This is a genomic window from Streptomyces sp. NPDC047108, assembly GCF_040643575.1.
Classification (GTDB): Bacteria; Actinomycetota; Actinomycetes; order Streptomycetales; family Streptomycetaceae; genus Streptomyces.
Genome location: NZ_JBEYUP010000011.1, coordinates 182,996 through 197,090, shown reverse-complemented (window position 1 = coordinate 197,090; position 14,095 = coordinate 182,996). Strand labels below are relative to the sequence as shown.

The window sequence follows — 14,095 nt, the reverse complement described above, 5'->3', positions numbered from 1 at the left end:
TCGGCCAGGCGGTAGTCGGACCTCTCATCAGCGTCTCCAACGGCGCCTCCCGGACCCGGTGACACCACCCCCCAGGTCATCCGTTCGACAGGGGGAACAGTCATGCCGGGCCCGGAGGCCAACGGTCCTCTTGCAGGACCGCGGAAAACATAACGGGGGTGGGCGGAGCCATGTCCCGCCGCCGGTAGGGGAGTTCGGCGTCGGGGACACAAGCGCCGGTACGGGCCTGGAGTTCGGTGCGTGGGCGGGGTCCGGCACCGGTACGGGCGTCCGGCGCCGGTACGGGGGTCCGGCGCCGGGCCGCACGGTCGGCGCCCCGTCCGGCTCAGCCGGGCAGCCGGGCCGCGAGATACGACGCGGTGCGGCTCGCCGGGGTCCGCGCCACGTCCTCTGGCGGCCCGGCGGCCACGATGCGCCCGCCCTCGCCGCCCCCGCCCGGCCCGAGGTCGATCACCCAGTCCGCCGCGGCCACGACGTCCATGTCGTGCTCGACGACCACCACGGTGTGCCCGGCATCGGCCAGCCCGTGCAACTGCCGCATCAAAACCTCCACATCGGCCGGATGCAGGCCCGTCGTGGGCTCGTCCAGCAGGTAGAGGGTGTGACCGCGGCGGGTGCGCTGGAGTTCCGCCGTGCCCGACCCGGACACCCCCGTGAACACCGCCAGCACGTCGCGCGGGATGTCGACGTCCACGGCGCGCAGATTGTGCTCGCGCGCGCCGCGCACCCGGACGTACGGGTCGTGGGCACTGGTGTTCATCGGCGCGGTGTCTCCGTGGGGCGTGCGGCTGGGACGATCGGCGTGGGCGTGCGGGGGCTGGAGGTGCGCAAGGGCCGGCCCTGAGAACGCGGGCTGGGCAAACAGGGCGATTCTAGGCTCTGCGCCCCGCGTCGCCCGGCCCGCCCTGGGTCCCCGCGCCGTCCCCGCCCGGACCCTGGGCCGCGGCGTTCAGCACCCCGGCCATCCGCGCCAGCCGGTGGTACGACTCGAGCTGCAGCTCCCGGTCGTAGGTGCTGGTGGTCACCAGGAACTCGTCGGCCGCCGTCCGCTCCAGCAAGGTCTCCAGCGCCTCCCGCACCTGCGGCTCGGTGCCGTGGACGTGCCCCTGCTGGGCCTCCTCGAAGAAGCCGCGCTCGCGGTCGGACATCTCCGTCCGGGCGACCTCCTCGACCGGGATCAGCGGCGGGAACTCGCCGTGCGTACGCGACCAGGCGCTCGCCCACGCCTCGGGCAGCAGGATGCGGCGTGCCTCCTCGGTGCTCCCGGCCACGGCGACCGTGCCCGCCACGACGACGTACGGCTCCGCTCCCCACTCCGAGGGCCGGAACTGCTCGCGGTAGCGCTCGATCGCGCCGATCATCCGCTCCTCGCCGTGCGCGGCGGCGATGACCAGCGGCAGCCCGAACGCCGCCGCGTGCTCCGCTCCCGCGCCCGTGGCCAGCACGAACGCGGGAATCCGCAGCCCTTCCGCCGGACGGGCGTGCACGCGCGGCCCGCCGTCGGGACCGGGCGTGAAGTAGCCGAGGAGTTCGCCGAGCTGCCCGCCGAAGTCCTCGGCCGCGTCCTTGTCCCGGCCGAGCGCACGCCGGATCCCGTCCGTGAACCCGACGGAGCGCCCCAGGCCCATGTCGATACGCCCCGGGAAGAGTGCCTCCAGCACCCCGAACTGCTCGGCGACGACCAGCGGCTGGTGGTTGGGCAGCATCACGCCGCCCGTGCCCACGCGGATGCGGGACGTCTCGGCGGCGATGGCCGCCGCCAGCACCGTCGGCGCGGACCCGGCGACCCCGGGGACGCCGTGGTGCTCCGACACCCAGAACCGGTGGAAGCCAAGGCCCTCGGCCTGCTGGGCGAACCGCACGGTGCGGCGCAGAGCCTCCGGGGGGTCCTCGCCCCGCCGGGTGCGGGAGCGGTCCAGTACCGAGAAGCGGATCGTCGACAGTGCGGGGCTCACGTCTGGATCAACGTCCAGCGGCCGGGAAGATTCCCGCCGGGGCGTCTCTTTCCGCGCTGTCCCGTGCTCACGGCGCCGGCATGCGGACGCGTGAGGGCGGGCCTCGCGCTCCGGGCGGGGATCGCGCTCCGGGCCGCGGCCTGGCCCCTCGAGGCCCTCAGGCGATGGCCGGGTCCCGGTCCGTGTCCCCCTCCTCCAGTCCCTGGACGTCCGGCCACCGCTCGTACCACCGCTGGTCGGCCTCGAGCTGGGCGGCCAGCGAGATGAGCAGCGGCTCGCTGTTCGCCGGACCCAGGAGCTGGGCACCCAGCGGCAGGCCGCCGCCGGCGAAACCCGCCGGCACGTTGACGCCCGGCCAGCCCAGGACGTTCCACGGCCAGGCGTACGGGCAGGCCGCGATCATCGCGCGGTCCGTACGCAAGCCGGACAGGGAGATCAGCGAGCCGATCCGGGGCGGCGGGGTGGCCGTGGTCGGGGCGAGGACGGCGTCGAAGCGGCGGAAGATGCCACCGACGCGGGCGTGCAGCCGTGGTTCGACCGCGCGGGCGAGCCGCAGCGGGCCGCCCCCGAGGAGCCGGCCGAGCCGTGCGGCGCCCCGCGTCCGGGGGTCCAGCAGCGACGGGTCCGGCACGCGGTCGCACCATTCGCGGACGCCGGCCGTCGCGCGCGGCACGAACGCCAGGCCCACGGGTCCGTACTTCGGGTCTTCCTCCACCACCTCGTGGCCGAGTGCGGCGAGCCGTTCGGCCACGCCGGTGACGGCGGCCCGTACGGCAGGGTCCAGCGACATGGGCATGCCCGTGAACGGGGGGCGCAGCGACAGCGCGACGCGGAGCCGGCCCGGCTCGCGCGAGGCGGCGGGCAGCAGGGTCAGCGGCTCGGGGGTGTGCAGGTCGCCGGGGTGGCTGCCGCTGGCGGCGTCGAGCAGGAGCGCGGCGTCGGCGACCGTACGGGCGAGCGGCCCGATCCCCGTGATCCCGTTGAACGCCTCCTCCTCGGGCCAGGTCGAGATCCGGCCGCGCTGCGGCTTGATGCCGATCAGATGGGTCCAGGCGGCGGGGATCCTCACCGAGCCCGCCCCGTCGGAGCCCAGCGCCGCGGGGACGAGTCCGGCGGCCACGGCGGCCCCGGCCCCGCCGGACGAGCCGCCGGGTGTGTGGTCGGTGTTCCAGGGGTTACGGGTGTCACCGAACGCCGGTCCCTCGGTGAACGGCCACTGGCCCAGCTCCGGGGTGTTCGTCTTCCCGACGATGACGGCCCCGGCCTCCCGCAGGCGCCTGACGGCTTCGCAGTCGGCCGTCTTCACCGGGAAGTCGCCGGGGCAGCCGAAGGCGGTCGGGTCGCCCGCGAGGTCCATGTCGTCCTTGACGGCCACCGGTACGCCCAGGAGCGGCGAGCGCTCGCCCGCCGCCAACTTCCGGTCCGCCGCGTCGGCTTCGGCCAGCGCCGCCTCGGCGCGGACCCGCCGGAAGGCGTTGAGGACGGGCTGTGTCGACGCGATCGCGGTGAGGGACCGCTCGACCAGTGCGCGCGAGGACACCTCGCCCTCGGCGAGGGCGCGGGCTTGCTCCGCCAGGCCTTGCGACAGTGCAGGGGACACGACGGCACCTCGTCTTCCGACACCACGGTTTCGATACGAACAGTAGCGCTGTGGGGGGCGTTTGCGTGGCAGGCCCGGCGGTGGCGACGCGTACGGCCAGGTGTTCGCCGGTGCGGTGTACGGGGGCGTGCGCGACCGGGTTCGCGCGGCGCCCGGCTCCGCGCTCCTGGAGGGTGCGTGTCCCACGGAGAGCGCGGCGGTCACCGTGCCCCGGGAGCCGCGCCCCGTGGGCCGGATCACCCGCTCAGGACGAGGGCCCGGCACTGCGCGGGGCTGCCCCAGGCGGTGCGCAGGGCGCGGGCCTTGCCGATCCAGAGCGAGAGGTCGTACTCCGCGGTGTAGCCGATCGCCCCGTGGAGCTGGAGCGCGGTGCGGGACGCGGCGTACGCGGCGTCGGCCGCCGCCGCCTTCGCCGCCGCGACCTGCGCCCCCGCGCTGCCCGCGCTCACGCCGCCCCCGGCCGCGCCTCCGGCCAGCGCCACGGCGGCGCCGTACAGCAGCGGACGAGCGAACTCCAACCCCAGCAGCACGTCCGCGAGCTGGTGCTTGACCGCCTGGAAGGACCCGATGGGAAGACCGAATTGGGTGCGCTGCTTCACGTACGCGACCGTGCGCTCGACCAGCGCGAGGCCCGTGCCCAGGGCCTGTGCCGCGGTTGCGAAGGCGGCCCATTCCGCGGCACGTCCTGCCGCCTGACGGACCGCGGGCCCCGAGGCCAGCAGCTCGCCTCCGGGGCGCGGCAGGGCGAGGCGCCGTGCCGGATCGAAGGACGGCTGCACGCCGGCGCCCTGCCGCACTCCGGCGTGAGGCGGCGTCAGCCGGAGCGTGTCCGACGCGTCGCCCCCGACGGCGAAGACGGCGTCGGCGCGGTCCGCGTCGAGCGCGTACGGTCCGCCGCCGAAGCCACCGCCCCCCTGCCCACCGCTGTCGCTCCCGACCGTTCCGCGCCGCGGTCCGACGCACAGCGTCGCCATCGTCCGCCCCGACGCGATTCCCGGCAGCCAGTCCTTCGCCGGACCAGTCGCACCACCGGGCACGTCCGCGAGACACCCCAGCAGCACTCCGGCCGCCACGGTCTCGACCACGGGTCCGGGGACCACGTGCCGCCCCAACTGCACGAAGGCCACGGCCAGTTCGACCGGGAGCACCCCCGCGCCGCCGTATGCCTCCGGCACCGCGAGGGCGAAGACCCCCGCCTCGGCCAGGCGTCCCCACAGGGCGCGGCCCGCCGCGTGCTCCCCCTCGGCCCAGGCCCGTACCGTCCCGGGCGTGCCGGCCGCGTCCAGCATCCGGTCAAGGGAGCGGTCGAAGTCCCGCTGCGCCTCGTCGAGAAGGAACCTCACCGTCGCCCCTTCGGGAGGCCGAGCAGCCGCTCGGCGATGATGTCGCGCTGGATCTCGTTCGTCCCCGCGTAGACGGGACCGGCCAGCGAGAAGACGTACCCCTCCGCCCAACTCCCGTGTGCGGGGGCGTCGTTCGCGTCCGAGGAGAGTTCCCCGTACGGGCCGAGGAGTTCGAGGGCCGTCTCGTGCAGGGAGATGTCCAGTTCGGACCAGAAGACCTTGTTGAGGCTCGCCTCCGCCCCGATCGACCCGCCCTCGGCCAGGCGTGAGGCGCCCGCGTACGCGAACAGGCGGTACGCGCGGGCGCCGATGACCGCGTCCGCGACGCGGTCGCGCAGCGCGGTGTCCGCCGGGTCCGTGCGCTCCCGCCACAGCGAGACGAGCCGCTCGGCGGCCGCGGTGAACCGGCCCGGGCTGCGCAGGGTCAGCCCGCGCTCGTTCCCCGCGGTGCTCATCGCGACCCGCCAGCCCTGCCCCGGCTCCCCGATGACGTCCGCGTCCGGGACGAAGACCCCGTCGAGGAACAGCTCCGCGAACGCGGGCTTCCCGTCGAGGCGGCCGATGGGGCGTACGGTCACGCCGGGCGCGTCCAGCGGGAACATCAGATACGTCAGCCCGTGGTGCGGCCGGTCCGCGCCGGGATCGCTGCGGAACAGCCCGAACGCCCGGTCCGCGAACGCGGCCCGCGACGACCAGGTCTTCTGCCCCGTCAGCAGCCATCCGCCGTCCGTCCGCTCCGCGCGGGAGCGGAGCGAGGCGAGGTCGGACCCCGCCTCCGGCTCCGACCACGCCTGCGCCCAGATCACCTCGCCGCTCGCCATGGGCGGCAGGATCCGGGCGCGCTGCTCCTCGGTGCCGTGCTCGACCAGGGTGGGGGCCAGCAGGCTGATGCCGTTCTGGGAGACCCGGCCCGGCGCCCCGGCCGCCCAGTACTCCTCCTCGAAGATCAGCCATTCGACGAGCGAGGCGTCCCGGCCGCCGTACCGCCCGGGCCAGGAGACCACCGACCAGCGGTCGGCGAACAGCGTGCCCTCCCAGGCGCGGTGGGCGTCGAAGCCCTCGCGGGTCTCCAGGGAGGGCAGCGGCCCGGCGGGTACGTGAGCGGCCAGCCAGGCGCGGACGTCCGCGCGGAAGCCGTCCTCCGCGGCCGAGAAGTCGAGATCCACCGGGCGTCCGCCTCCTCGGGGTCGGGCTCCGGGCGGCGCTGGCGGCCGTACCGCCGGACGGGAGCCGCCGTCGCCTCCGCTTCCCTAACAAGTGTTTGGTAGGTTAGCGTGGTGAGGTGACCGTCAACAAGGCGCAGTACGTCCCCGGGCACGCCCTCCTCACCGGCCGCACGGCCGTGATCACCGCGGCTGCCGGCGCCGGGATCGGCGGGGCGACCGCCCGCCGTTTCCTGGAGGAAGGGGCCCGCGTCGTCATCGGAGACGCGCACGCGCGCCGCGTCAAGGAGTCGGCCGCGGCGCTCGCCGGGGAGTTCGGCGCGGACCGCGTCGCGGGACTGCCCTGCGACGTCACGGACGAGCGGCAGGTCGGCGCGCTGTTCGACCTCGCCGAGGAGCGCCACGACCGCCTCGACATCGTCGTCAACAACGCGGGTCTGGGCGGCACGGCGGACCTGGCCGACATGACCGACGAGCAGTGGGACCGCGTCATCGACGTCACCCTGAACGGCACCTTCCGCTGCACCCGCGCCGCCCTGCGCCGCATGCGGGACGCGGGGGAGGGCGGCGTCGTCGTCAACAACGCGTCCGTCGTCGGCTGGCGCGCCCAGCGCGGACAGGCCCACTACGCCGCCGCCAAGGCCGGGGTCATGGCCCTGACCCGCTGCGCCGCCGTCGAGGCCGCCGGCCACGGCGTCCGCGTCAACGCCGTATCGCCGAGCCTGGCGATGCACCCGCACCTGGTGAAGGTGACGACCGAGGAACTGCTGACCGAGCTGACCGGGCGCGAGGCGTTCGGCCGCTGGGCCGAGCCCTGGGAGGTCGCCAACGTCATCGTCTTCCTCGCCAGCGACTACGCGTCGTACATGACCGGGGAGACCGTGTCCGTCAGCAGTCAGCATGCGTGACGACAATGGCCGTGTGACGCACGAGCCGAAGCAGAGCAGGAAGACCGCCGACGGCGGCGCGCCGCCCGAGCGGCGCAGGGAGCTCCTGGCCACCGCCGCGGAGGTGTTCGCGGCCCAGGGCTACAACGCGACCACGGTCCGCAGGATCGCCGACGAGGCGGGCATGCTGGCCGGCAGCCTCTACTACCACTTCGACTCCAAGGAGTCGATGCTCGACGAGATCCTCTCCGCCTTCCTGGACGAGCTGTGGGCCGGGTACGACGCCGTGCTCGCCACGGACCTGCCGCCCCGGGAGACCATCGAGGCTCTCGTCACCGAGTCCTTCCGCGAGATCGACCGCCACCGCGCCGCGGTCGCCATCTACCAGAAGGAGTCCCGTCACCTGTCCGGTCAGCCCCGCTTCCGCTATCTCGCCGAATCCCAGCGGAAGTTCGAGCGGGCATGGCTGGGCACTCTGGAACGCGGAGTCGCCGCCCGGGCGTTCCGCGCCGACCTCGACGTCCGGCTCACCTACCGCTTCGTCCGCGACACCGTCTGGGTCGCGGCCTCGTGGTACCGGCCGGGCGGGCAGCACAGCCCAGAGGAGATCGCCCGCCAGTACCTGTCGATGGTGCTGGACGGCATCGCCGTACGGGAATGACCCCTGCACACACCGGTGGAGGAGCAGCAGTCATGGCCGAGGCATACATCGTCGAAGCGGTACGGACCCCGGTGGGCCGCCGGAAGGGCGGGCTCTCGGCCGTCCACCCGGCGGACCTGGGCGCGCACGTCCTCACCTCCCTCATGGAGCGCTCCGGCGCCGACCCGGCGGCCGTCGAGGACGTCGTCTTCGGCTGCCTGGACACCGTCGGTCCGCAGGCCGGCGACATCGCGCGCACCTGCTGGCTGGCTGCCGGACTGCCGGAGGAGGTGCCGGGCGTGACGATCGACCGGCAGTGCGGATCCTCGCAGCAGGCCGTGCACTTCGCCGCCCAGGGCGTGCTGTCGGGCACGCAGGACCTGGTCGTCGCGGGCGGCGTCCAGAACATGTCGCAGGTGCCGATCGCGTTCGCCACCCGCCAGGCCGCCGAGCCGCTGGGGCTGACGGAGGGGCCGTTCGCCGGCTCCGAGGGATGGCGGGCGCGCTACGGCGACCGCCCGGTCAACCAGTTCTTCGGCGCCGAGCAGATCGCCGAGAAGTGGGGCATCTCGCGCCGGGACATGGAGGAGTACGCGCTGCGCTCCCACCAGCGTGCCCTGGCGGCCATCGACGCGGGCCGCTTCGACCGCGAACTCAGCCCCCTCGCGGGCGTGACCGCGGACGAGGGCCCGCGTCGCGACACCTCACTGGAGAAGATGGCCGCACTGAAGCCCGTGATCGACGGCGGACGGCTGACCGCCGCGGTGTCCTCCCAGGTCTCCGACGGCGCGGCCGCGCTGCTCATCGCGAGCGAACAGGCCGTGCGGGACCACGGGTTGACGCCCCGCGCCCGCTTCCACCACCTCTCCGTACGCGGTGAGGACCCGATCCGTATGCTCACCGCGCCGATCCCGGCCACGGCCTTCGCGCTGAAGAAGACGGGACTGACGATCGATGACATCCACCTGGTGGAGATCAACGAGGCGTTCGCGCCCGTGGTGCTGGCCTGGATGAAGGAGACGGGCGCCGACCCGGACCGCGTCAACGTCAACGGCGGCGCCATCGCGCTCGGCCACCCGCTCGGCGCGAGCGGCGCCAAGCTGATGACCACGCTGCTGCACGAACTGGAGCGCACGGGTGGCCGCTTCGGACTCCAGACGATGTGCGAGGGCGGCGGCCAGGCGAATGTGACGATCATCGAACGGCTCTGAGACGACACTCCCCGGGGCGGCGGCCGGCCGCCGCCCCGGGTACGGGAAGCGGCGTCGATACCCTGGCCCGATCATGGAGACGATGCCAGGGCACGAGATGGCCGACCTCCCTTCGGGGCATGTGCGACTGTCCGACCGGAGGACGCAGCGGAGTTGGACGGTCGAGGTCGCGGCGTTCCGGATCGCGGTGTTCCCGGTGACCCAGGAGCAGTACGGCCGGGTCACCGGATGCCGCCCGGGCAGCACCCGGGGCGACCGCCTGCCGGTCGAGGGCGTCTCGTGGTGGGACGCGGTCTCCTTCTGCAACGCCGCCTCCCTGTACGAGGGGCTGCGACCCGCGTATCGCGTCCGTGCCGAGGACGAGTGCGTCGAGTGGGACCGCTCCGCCGACGGGTACCGGCTGCCGACGGAGGCCGAGTGGGAGTACGCCTGCCGCGCCGGCACGACCGGCCCGCGGTACGGAGAACTCGACGCCGTGGCCTGGTACCGCGGCAACGCGGAGGGGCGCCTCCACGAGGTGGGCGGGAAACGGCCCAACCCGTGGGGCCTGTACGACATGCTCGGCAATGTGTGGGACTGGTGCTGGGACCTCTACGACCCCGAGGTGTACGGCAGCTACCGGGTGCTCCGCGGGGGCGGATGGTTCGACGAGCACTGGAGCTGCCGGGCCTCGGCGCGGCGCCGCAGCCATCCGACGTACCGGATCGACGACGTGGGTTTCCGGATGGCTCGTTCCCCGGCGTCCTGACCGCCGTACCGGACCTCGGGTGTCCGTGACGGCCGCTGCCTCAGCCCTCAGCGCGGGGGGCCGGACCGGGGTCCGCCGTCCGCGCGGAGGCCGGACCGGGGTCCGCCGTCCGCGCGGAGGCCGGACCGGGGTCCGCCGTCCGCGCGGAGGCCGGACCGGGGTCAGCCGTCCGCGCGGAGGCCGGACAGGGCCTCCAGCCTCGCGCACGCGTCCGCCACCGTCCGTTCGACGAGTTCCGCGCAGGACGGCAGGTCGTCGATCAGACCGGCGACCTGACCTGCGGCCATCACGCCCGTGTCCGTGCGTCCGTCGACCATCGAAGCCCGCAGCAGCATGGGGGTGTTGGCCGCGAGCAATATCTGACTCCACGTCAGGTCCTTGCCGTGGCGCAGCGACAGGCCGTCGCGGATCATGCGCGTCCAGCTCAGCCCGGAGATCTTGCGGAAGGCGGCCGCGTGCCGCACGGCCCGGAGCAGGGTGCGGGAGCGGCCCGACTGCTCCAGGGAGTCGACGAGATCGCTGCGCAGCATCCGGTGGGGGAGGCCGTCCACCTTCCTGGTGACCGTGACGTCCCGAACGGTGGCCGCGAGGTAGGCGGCCTTGACGGCGTCCGGCACGGTGCTGTCCGACGTCAGCAGGAAGCGGGTGCCCATGGCGACGCCCGCCGCCCCGTAGGCGAGGGCGGCGGCCAGCCCGCGTCCGTCGAAGAATCCGCCCGCCGCGACGACGGGGATGCCGACCGCGTCCACCACCTGCGGCAGCAGGACGGTGGTCGCCACCTCGCCGGTGTGGCCGCCGCCTTCGCCGCCCTGGACCAGGACGGCATCGGCTCCCCAGGCGGCGACCTTCTCCGCGTGGCGCCGGGCCCCGACGGACGGGATGACGACGACACCCGCGTCCTTGAGGCGGGCGATCAGCTCGCGGGAGGGTGCGAGGGCGAACGACGCGACGCGTACGCCCTCCCCGACGAGGATGCGGACCCGTTCGTCCGCATCCCCCGCGTCCGCACGCAGATTGACGCCGAACGGTGCGTCCGTCCGCGACCTCACCTCCCGCACAGCCGCGCGCAGTTGAGGGAGCGTCATGGTGGCGGAGGCGAGGATGCCGAGGGCCCCGGCGTTCGCGGTGGCCGACACCAGCCGGGGGCCGGCCACCCAGCCCATGCCCGTCTGCACGACGGGGTGCCGGACCCCCACGAGGTCCGTGAGCGAGGTCCGCACGGCGGGGGCGCTCATGCGGGCACCTCGCGGTTCCGTACGCCGCCGGGGTCGATCACCTCGCGGATCAGCCGCAGCTCCTCCGCGGTCGGCTCGCGCGTCGGCGGCACGCCGCCCTCGGGTGCTTCCAGCGGGAAGCCGGTCGCCTCCCGTACCTGATCCTCCGTCACTCCGGGATGGAGCGAGCGGATCCGGAGGCTCCCGTCGTCTTCTGCGAAGTCCAGGACCGCCAGATCCGTCACCACACGGCGCAGATCGTGGAAGCGCGTCGCGGACGGGCCGGCCGACGCCGCACGGTCGTGGCCCACCCCGCACACCATGTCCACGCGTTCCACGAAGACACGGCGGGAGTGGCGCGGCACCCAGTAACTCGTGGGGTTGTTCAGCGTGTTGACGGGGGCGCCGCGTACACCGAGCAACTGCCGGTCCGGGCGTGACCAGTCGCCGATGCAGGAGATGTTCTGGTTGCCGTGGCGGTCGATCTGGCTCGCGCCCATCATCACGTGCCGCCTGCCCCCGCTCACCATCGACAGATGCCTGCGGTACGGCAGCCAGCCCTCGGTCACCTGCGATGCGCCGCCCACCGGCGGGACGTCGCCCATGAGCATCGCCTCGCCGTCCGTCAGCAGCAGCTCCGGGGCGAAGGTGAGCTTCGCCAGCCGCGCGCCGATCGCCGGTACGGGACCCATCGGGCTCGCCAGGATCTCCCCGTCCCCGCGCCAGACCTCGGCGCACGCGATCACGCAGTACTCGGCCCGCGTCACCCCGGTGGCCGTCGTGCCGCTCATCGCTGCTCCTCCTGCCAGGCGTTCACGGCGGACCGGTAGGCGTTTTCCGTGGGCGGGGACAGGAAGCGGTCCGCGAACTCCCGCCAGGCAGCGGGATCGGCCGCGGCCGTGGCGTAGGCGCGCTGGAAGGGTTCGTCGCGGTCGTAGTCCGGGGCGCAGGAGGTGAAGTGCGCGCCGCCCGGCGCCTCGATCACACCGGTGACCGCATGGCGTGAGACGAGCAGGGTCTGCGGGCCGCCCGCCTTCGCGAACTCCGCGCTGTCCACGATCCGTTCGCAGGAGACGTACGCGGACGTGGCCGCCTCGCAGAAGAGATCGTCGAAATACGGGTCGGGGCCGAGGTACTGGGCATTGCCGTGGACATCGGCCCGGTTGAGGTGGACGAGGGCGGCGTCCAGCCGCAGAGCGGGTACGGCGACCAGCTCCTCGCCGTCCTCGTACGGCGACGTCACCGTCAGCAGGCCGGGATTGACCCGCATCACGTCCGAGCCGAGGCCCGCGCGCAGCGGCATGAACGGCAGCCGGTGCGCCGCCGCCGTCAGCCCCCACATCACCATCGCCTCGTCCAGCTCCATCAGCTCGAAGGCGCCTCGCTGCCGGGCGGCGCGGTAGTGGGGTTCGAGCGGGATCGAGTCGAGGGTGGCGAAGGCCGTCACCAGCGTGCGGATCTTTCCCGCGGCGGCGAGCAGACCGACGTCCGGGCCGCCGTAGGACACCACGGTCAGATCGGTGACGGGGGAGCGGAGCAACGCCCGTACCAGCGCCATGGGTTTGCGGCGGGAGCCCCAGCCGCCGATGCCCACGGTCATGCCGCTCTCCAGACGGCCGATGGCCTCGTCGGCGGTCATCGTCTTGTCGCGGGCCCTGGTCGCGTCGGTCGTCGGCGCCTCGTCCTTCGCCGTCCCGCCGCTCATGACGCCTCCCCCCGGGGGCCGGGGCCGAAGGTGTTGCGCACGCGGGCGCCGACGCCGCCGAGCGCCGCTTCGAAGGTGAAGCCCTGCTCGAAGCGGTAGCTGCGGCGTACGTCGACCGGGTCGATACCGTTGAGGGCCGCCTTGGCCAGGCGCAGAAGGGTGCCGTCCTTGGCCGCGATCTCCCGGGCCAACTCCATGGCCGTGTCCTTGAGTTGTTCGCGCGGGACGACCTGCCAGACCGAGCCGTGGCGGTGCAGCTCCTCGGCGGTGGCGGTGCGGGAGGTGAAGTAGAGCGCGCGCATCAGATGCTGCGGGACCAGCCGGGCCAGGTGGGTGGCCGCGCCGAGCGCGCCGCGGTCCAGCTCGGGGAGGCCGAAGACCGCGTCCTCGCTCGCCACGATCGCGTCGGCGTTGCCGGCCAGTCCGATGCCGCCGCCGAGGCAGTGGCCGTGCACGGCGGCGACCACCGGTACCGCGCAGTCGTAGACGGCGGAAAAGGCCGCGGCGCAGCTGTCGTTGGCGCCGAGCAGCACGTCGTGACCGGTGTCGCGCTGGATCTCCTTGATGTCGACGCCCGCGTTGAAACCGCGGCCGGCGGCGGTCAGCACGACGCAGCGGACCCCCGGGTCGCGCCCGGCGGCGGTCACGGCGTCGGCGAGGTCGTACCAGCCCTGTACGGGAAGGGCGTTGACGGGTGGGAAGTCGACGGTGACGACGGCGATGCCCTTCTCGGGGCTTGCGGTGGAGACACCCATGAGCGGATCAGCTACCTTTCCACCAAACATTTGTTAGGTGGACGGTAGCAGCGGTCCGCGGACCGCGGGAGGTGCGCGTTGGGCATCACGCTGGATCTGAGCGGGCGCGTCGCGGTCGTCACCGGGGGAACGCGGGGCGTGGGGGCGGGCATCGCCCGCGCGTTCCTGCGGGCCGGCGCCGAGGTCGTCGTCTGCGCACGCAAGCCGCCGACCCGCCCGGTCGAAGGAGCGGGCAGAAAGGCCGAGTTCGCCCCGGTGGACCTTCGGGACGCCGACGCCGTAAGGGAGTTCATCGGCGGTGTGGCCGCCGGTCACGGCCGCCTCGACGCGCTGGTCAACAACGCCGGCGGAACGCCGTACCGGCTGCTCGGCGACGCGGACGCGCCCCGGCACGCCCGCGTGATCGACCTCAACCTGACCGCGGCCCTGAACGCCTCCCTGGCGGCGTACGAGGTGATGGCACGTCAGCGGACACCCGGCTCCATCACCATGATCGGCAGCGTCAGCGGCTCCCGCCCCTCGCCCGGTACGGCCGCCTACGGCGCGGCCAAGGCGGGGCTCGACCATCTCGCCCGCTCGATGGCCGTCGAATGGGCCCCGCGAATCCGGGTCAACACCCTGGTTCTCGGCATGGTGCACACCGAGTCCGCGCATCTGCACTACGGGGACGAGGAGGGCGTCGCGGCGGTCGCGCGGACCGTCCCGCTGGGCCGTCTCGCCGAACCCGACGAGGTCGGCGACGCCGCCGTCTTCCTCGCCTCCGACCGCGCCGCGTACATCACCGGCGCGAGTCTGCACCTCCACGGGGGCGGGGAACGCCCCGCCTTCCTCGATGCCGCGACGGTCAACTGGGCGGCGGACAAGGAGCAGTGAC

Annotated in this window: 13 protein-coding genes and 1 pseudogene; 5 read left to right on the top strand and 9 right to left on the bottom strand. The window is 73.9% G+C overall.

Annotation, left to right across the window (positions count from 1 at the left end; translation table 11 throughout):
- Nucleotides 1–325: 325 nt before the first annotated feature.
- The 5 genes and pseudogenes from ABZ822_RS22205 to ABZ822_RS22185 all read right to left on the bottom strand — a co-directional run.
- Nucleotides 326–631, bottom strand: a pseudogene (locus tag ABZ822_RS22205) (ABC transporter); the annotation flags it as partial.
- 241 nt (nucleotides 632–872) lie between these two features.
- Nucleotides 873–1,955 (bottom strand): LLM class flavin-dependent oxidoreductase, encoded by a 1,083-nt coding sequence (locus ABZ822_RS22200; RefSeq protein ID WP_360856745.1) that lies wholly within the window; start codon nucleotides 1,953–1,955, stop codon nucleotides 873–875.
- Nucleotides 1,956–2,112: 157 nt separating this feature from the next.
- Complete coding sequence (locus tag ABZ822_RS22195; RefSeq protein WP_360856742.1) at nucleotides 2,113–3,555, bottom strand: amidase; 1,443 nt, start codon at nucleotides 3,553–3,555, stop codon at nucleotides 2,113–2,115.
- Between the two features lie 236 nt (nucleotides 3,556–3,791).
- Nucleotides 3,792–4,898 carry an acyl-CoA dehydrogenase family protein gene (locus ABZ822_RS22190; protein WP_360856739.1) on the bottom strand — a complete coding sequence of 369 codons (1,107 nt, stop codon included), beginning with the start codon at nucleotides 4,896–4,898 and terminating at the stop codon, nucleotides 3,792–3,794.
- Nucleotides 4,895–6,064 (bottom strand): acyl-CoA dehydrogenase family protein, encoded by a 1,170-nt coding sequence (locus tag ABZ822_RS22185; protein WP_360856736.1) that lies wholly within the window; start codon nucleotides 6,062–6,064, stop codon nucleotides 4,895–4,897. The genes ABZ822_RS22190 and ABZ822_RS22185 overlap by 4 nt, the downstream gene beginning before the upstream one ends.
- Before the next feature lie 116 nt (nucleotides 6,065–6,180).
- Here ABZ822_RS22185 and ABZ822_RS22180 point away from each other — a divergent pair, with 116 nt between their 5' ends.
- From ABZ822_RS22180 to ABZ822_RS22165, 4 genes are all read left to right on the top strand, one after another.
- A complete protein-coding gene (locus ABZ822_RS22180; protein ID WP_360856733.1) occupies nucleotides 6,181–6,969 on the top strand; it encodes an SDR family oxidoreductase in 789 nt (262 codons plus the stop codon).
- Nucleotides 6,970–6,982: 13 nt separating this feature from the next.
- Nucleotides 6,983–7,609 (top strand): TetR/AcrR family transcriptional regulator, encoded by a 627-nt coding sequence (locus ABZ822_RS22175; RefSeq protein WP_360856730.1) that lies wholly within the window; start codon nucleotides 6,983–6,985, stop codon nucleotides 7,607–7,609.
- 32 nt (nucleotides 7,610–7,641) lie between these two features.
- The gene (locus ABZ822_RS22170; RefSeq protein ID WP_360856728.1) at nucleotides 7,642–8,799 is read left to right on the top strand and encodes an acetyl-CoA C-acetyltransferase; all 1,158 of its coding nucleotides are present in this window, start codon (nucleotides 7,642–7,644) and stop codon (nucleotides 8,797–8,799) included.
- A gap of 73 nt (nucleotides 8,800–8,872) precedes the next feature.
- On the top strand, nucleotides 8,873–9,547 hold the full coding sequence (locus ABZ822_RS22165; RefSeq protein WP_360856725.1) for an SUMF1/EgtB/PvdO family nonheme iron enzyme: 675 nt from the start codon (nucleotides 8,873–8,875) through the stop codon (nucleotides 9,545–9,547).
- A 161-nt stretch (nucleotides 9,548–9,708) separates the two neighbouring features.
- Here ABZ822_RS22165 and ABZ822_RS22160 read toward each other — a convergent pair whose 3' ends face one another.
- The 4 genes from ABZ822_RS22160 to ABZ822_RS22145 are packed head-to-tail and all read right to left on the bottom strand — an operon-like array spanning nucleotide 9,709 to nucleotide 13,221.
- A complete protein-coding gene (locus tag ABZ822_RS22160; RefSeq protein ID WP_360856773.1) occupies nucleotides 9,709–10,767 on the bottom strand; it encodes a nitronate monooxygenase in 1,059 nt (352 codons plus the stop codon).
- A gap of 11 nt (nucleotides 10,768–10,778) precedes the next feature.
- Nucleotides 10,779–11,552 (bottom strand): CoA-transferase, encoded by a 774-nt coding sequence (locus ABZ822_RS22155; protein WP_360856722.1) that lies wholly within the window; start codon nucleotides 11,550–11,552, stop codon nucleotides 10,779–10,781.
- Nucleotides 11,549–12,466 (bottom strand): CoA-transferase, encoded by a 918-nt coding sequence (locus ABZ822_RS22150; RefSeq protein WP_360856719.1) that lies wholly within the window; start codon nucleotides 12,464–12,466, stop codon nucleotides 11,549–11,551. Before ABZ822_RS22150 ends, ABZ822_RS22155 begins: the two co-directional genes overlap by 4 nt.
- A complete protein-coding gene (locus ABZ822_RS22145) occupies nucleotides 12,463–13,221 on the bottom strand; it encodes an enoyl-CoA hydratase family protein (protein WP_360856716.1) in 759 nt (252 codons plus the stop codon). The genes ABZ822_RS22150 and ABZ822_RS22145 overlap by 4 nt, the downstream gene beginning before the upstream one ends.
- A gap of 78 nt (nucleotides 13,222–13,299) precedes the next feature.
- Here ABZ822_RS22145 and ABZ822_RS22140 point away from each other — a divergent pair, with 78 nt between their 5' ends.
- Complete coding sequence (locus ABZ822_RS22140; protein ID WP_360856713.1) at nucleotides 13,300–14,094, top strand: SDR family oxidoreductase; 795 nt, start codon at nucleotides 13,300–13,302, stop codon at nucleotides 14,092–14,094.
- Nucleotide 14,095: the final 1 nt, after the last annotated feature.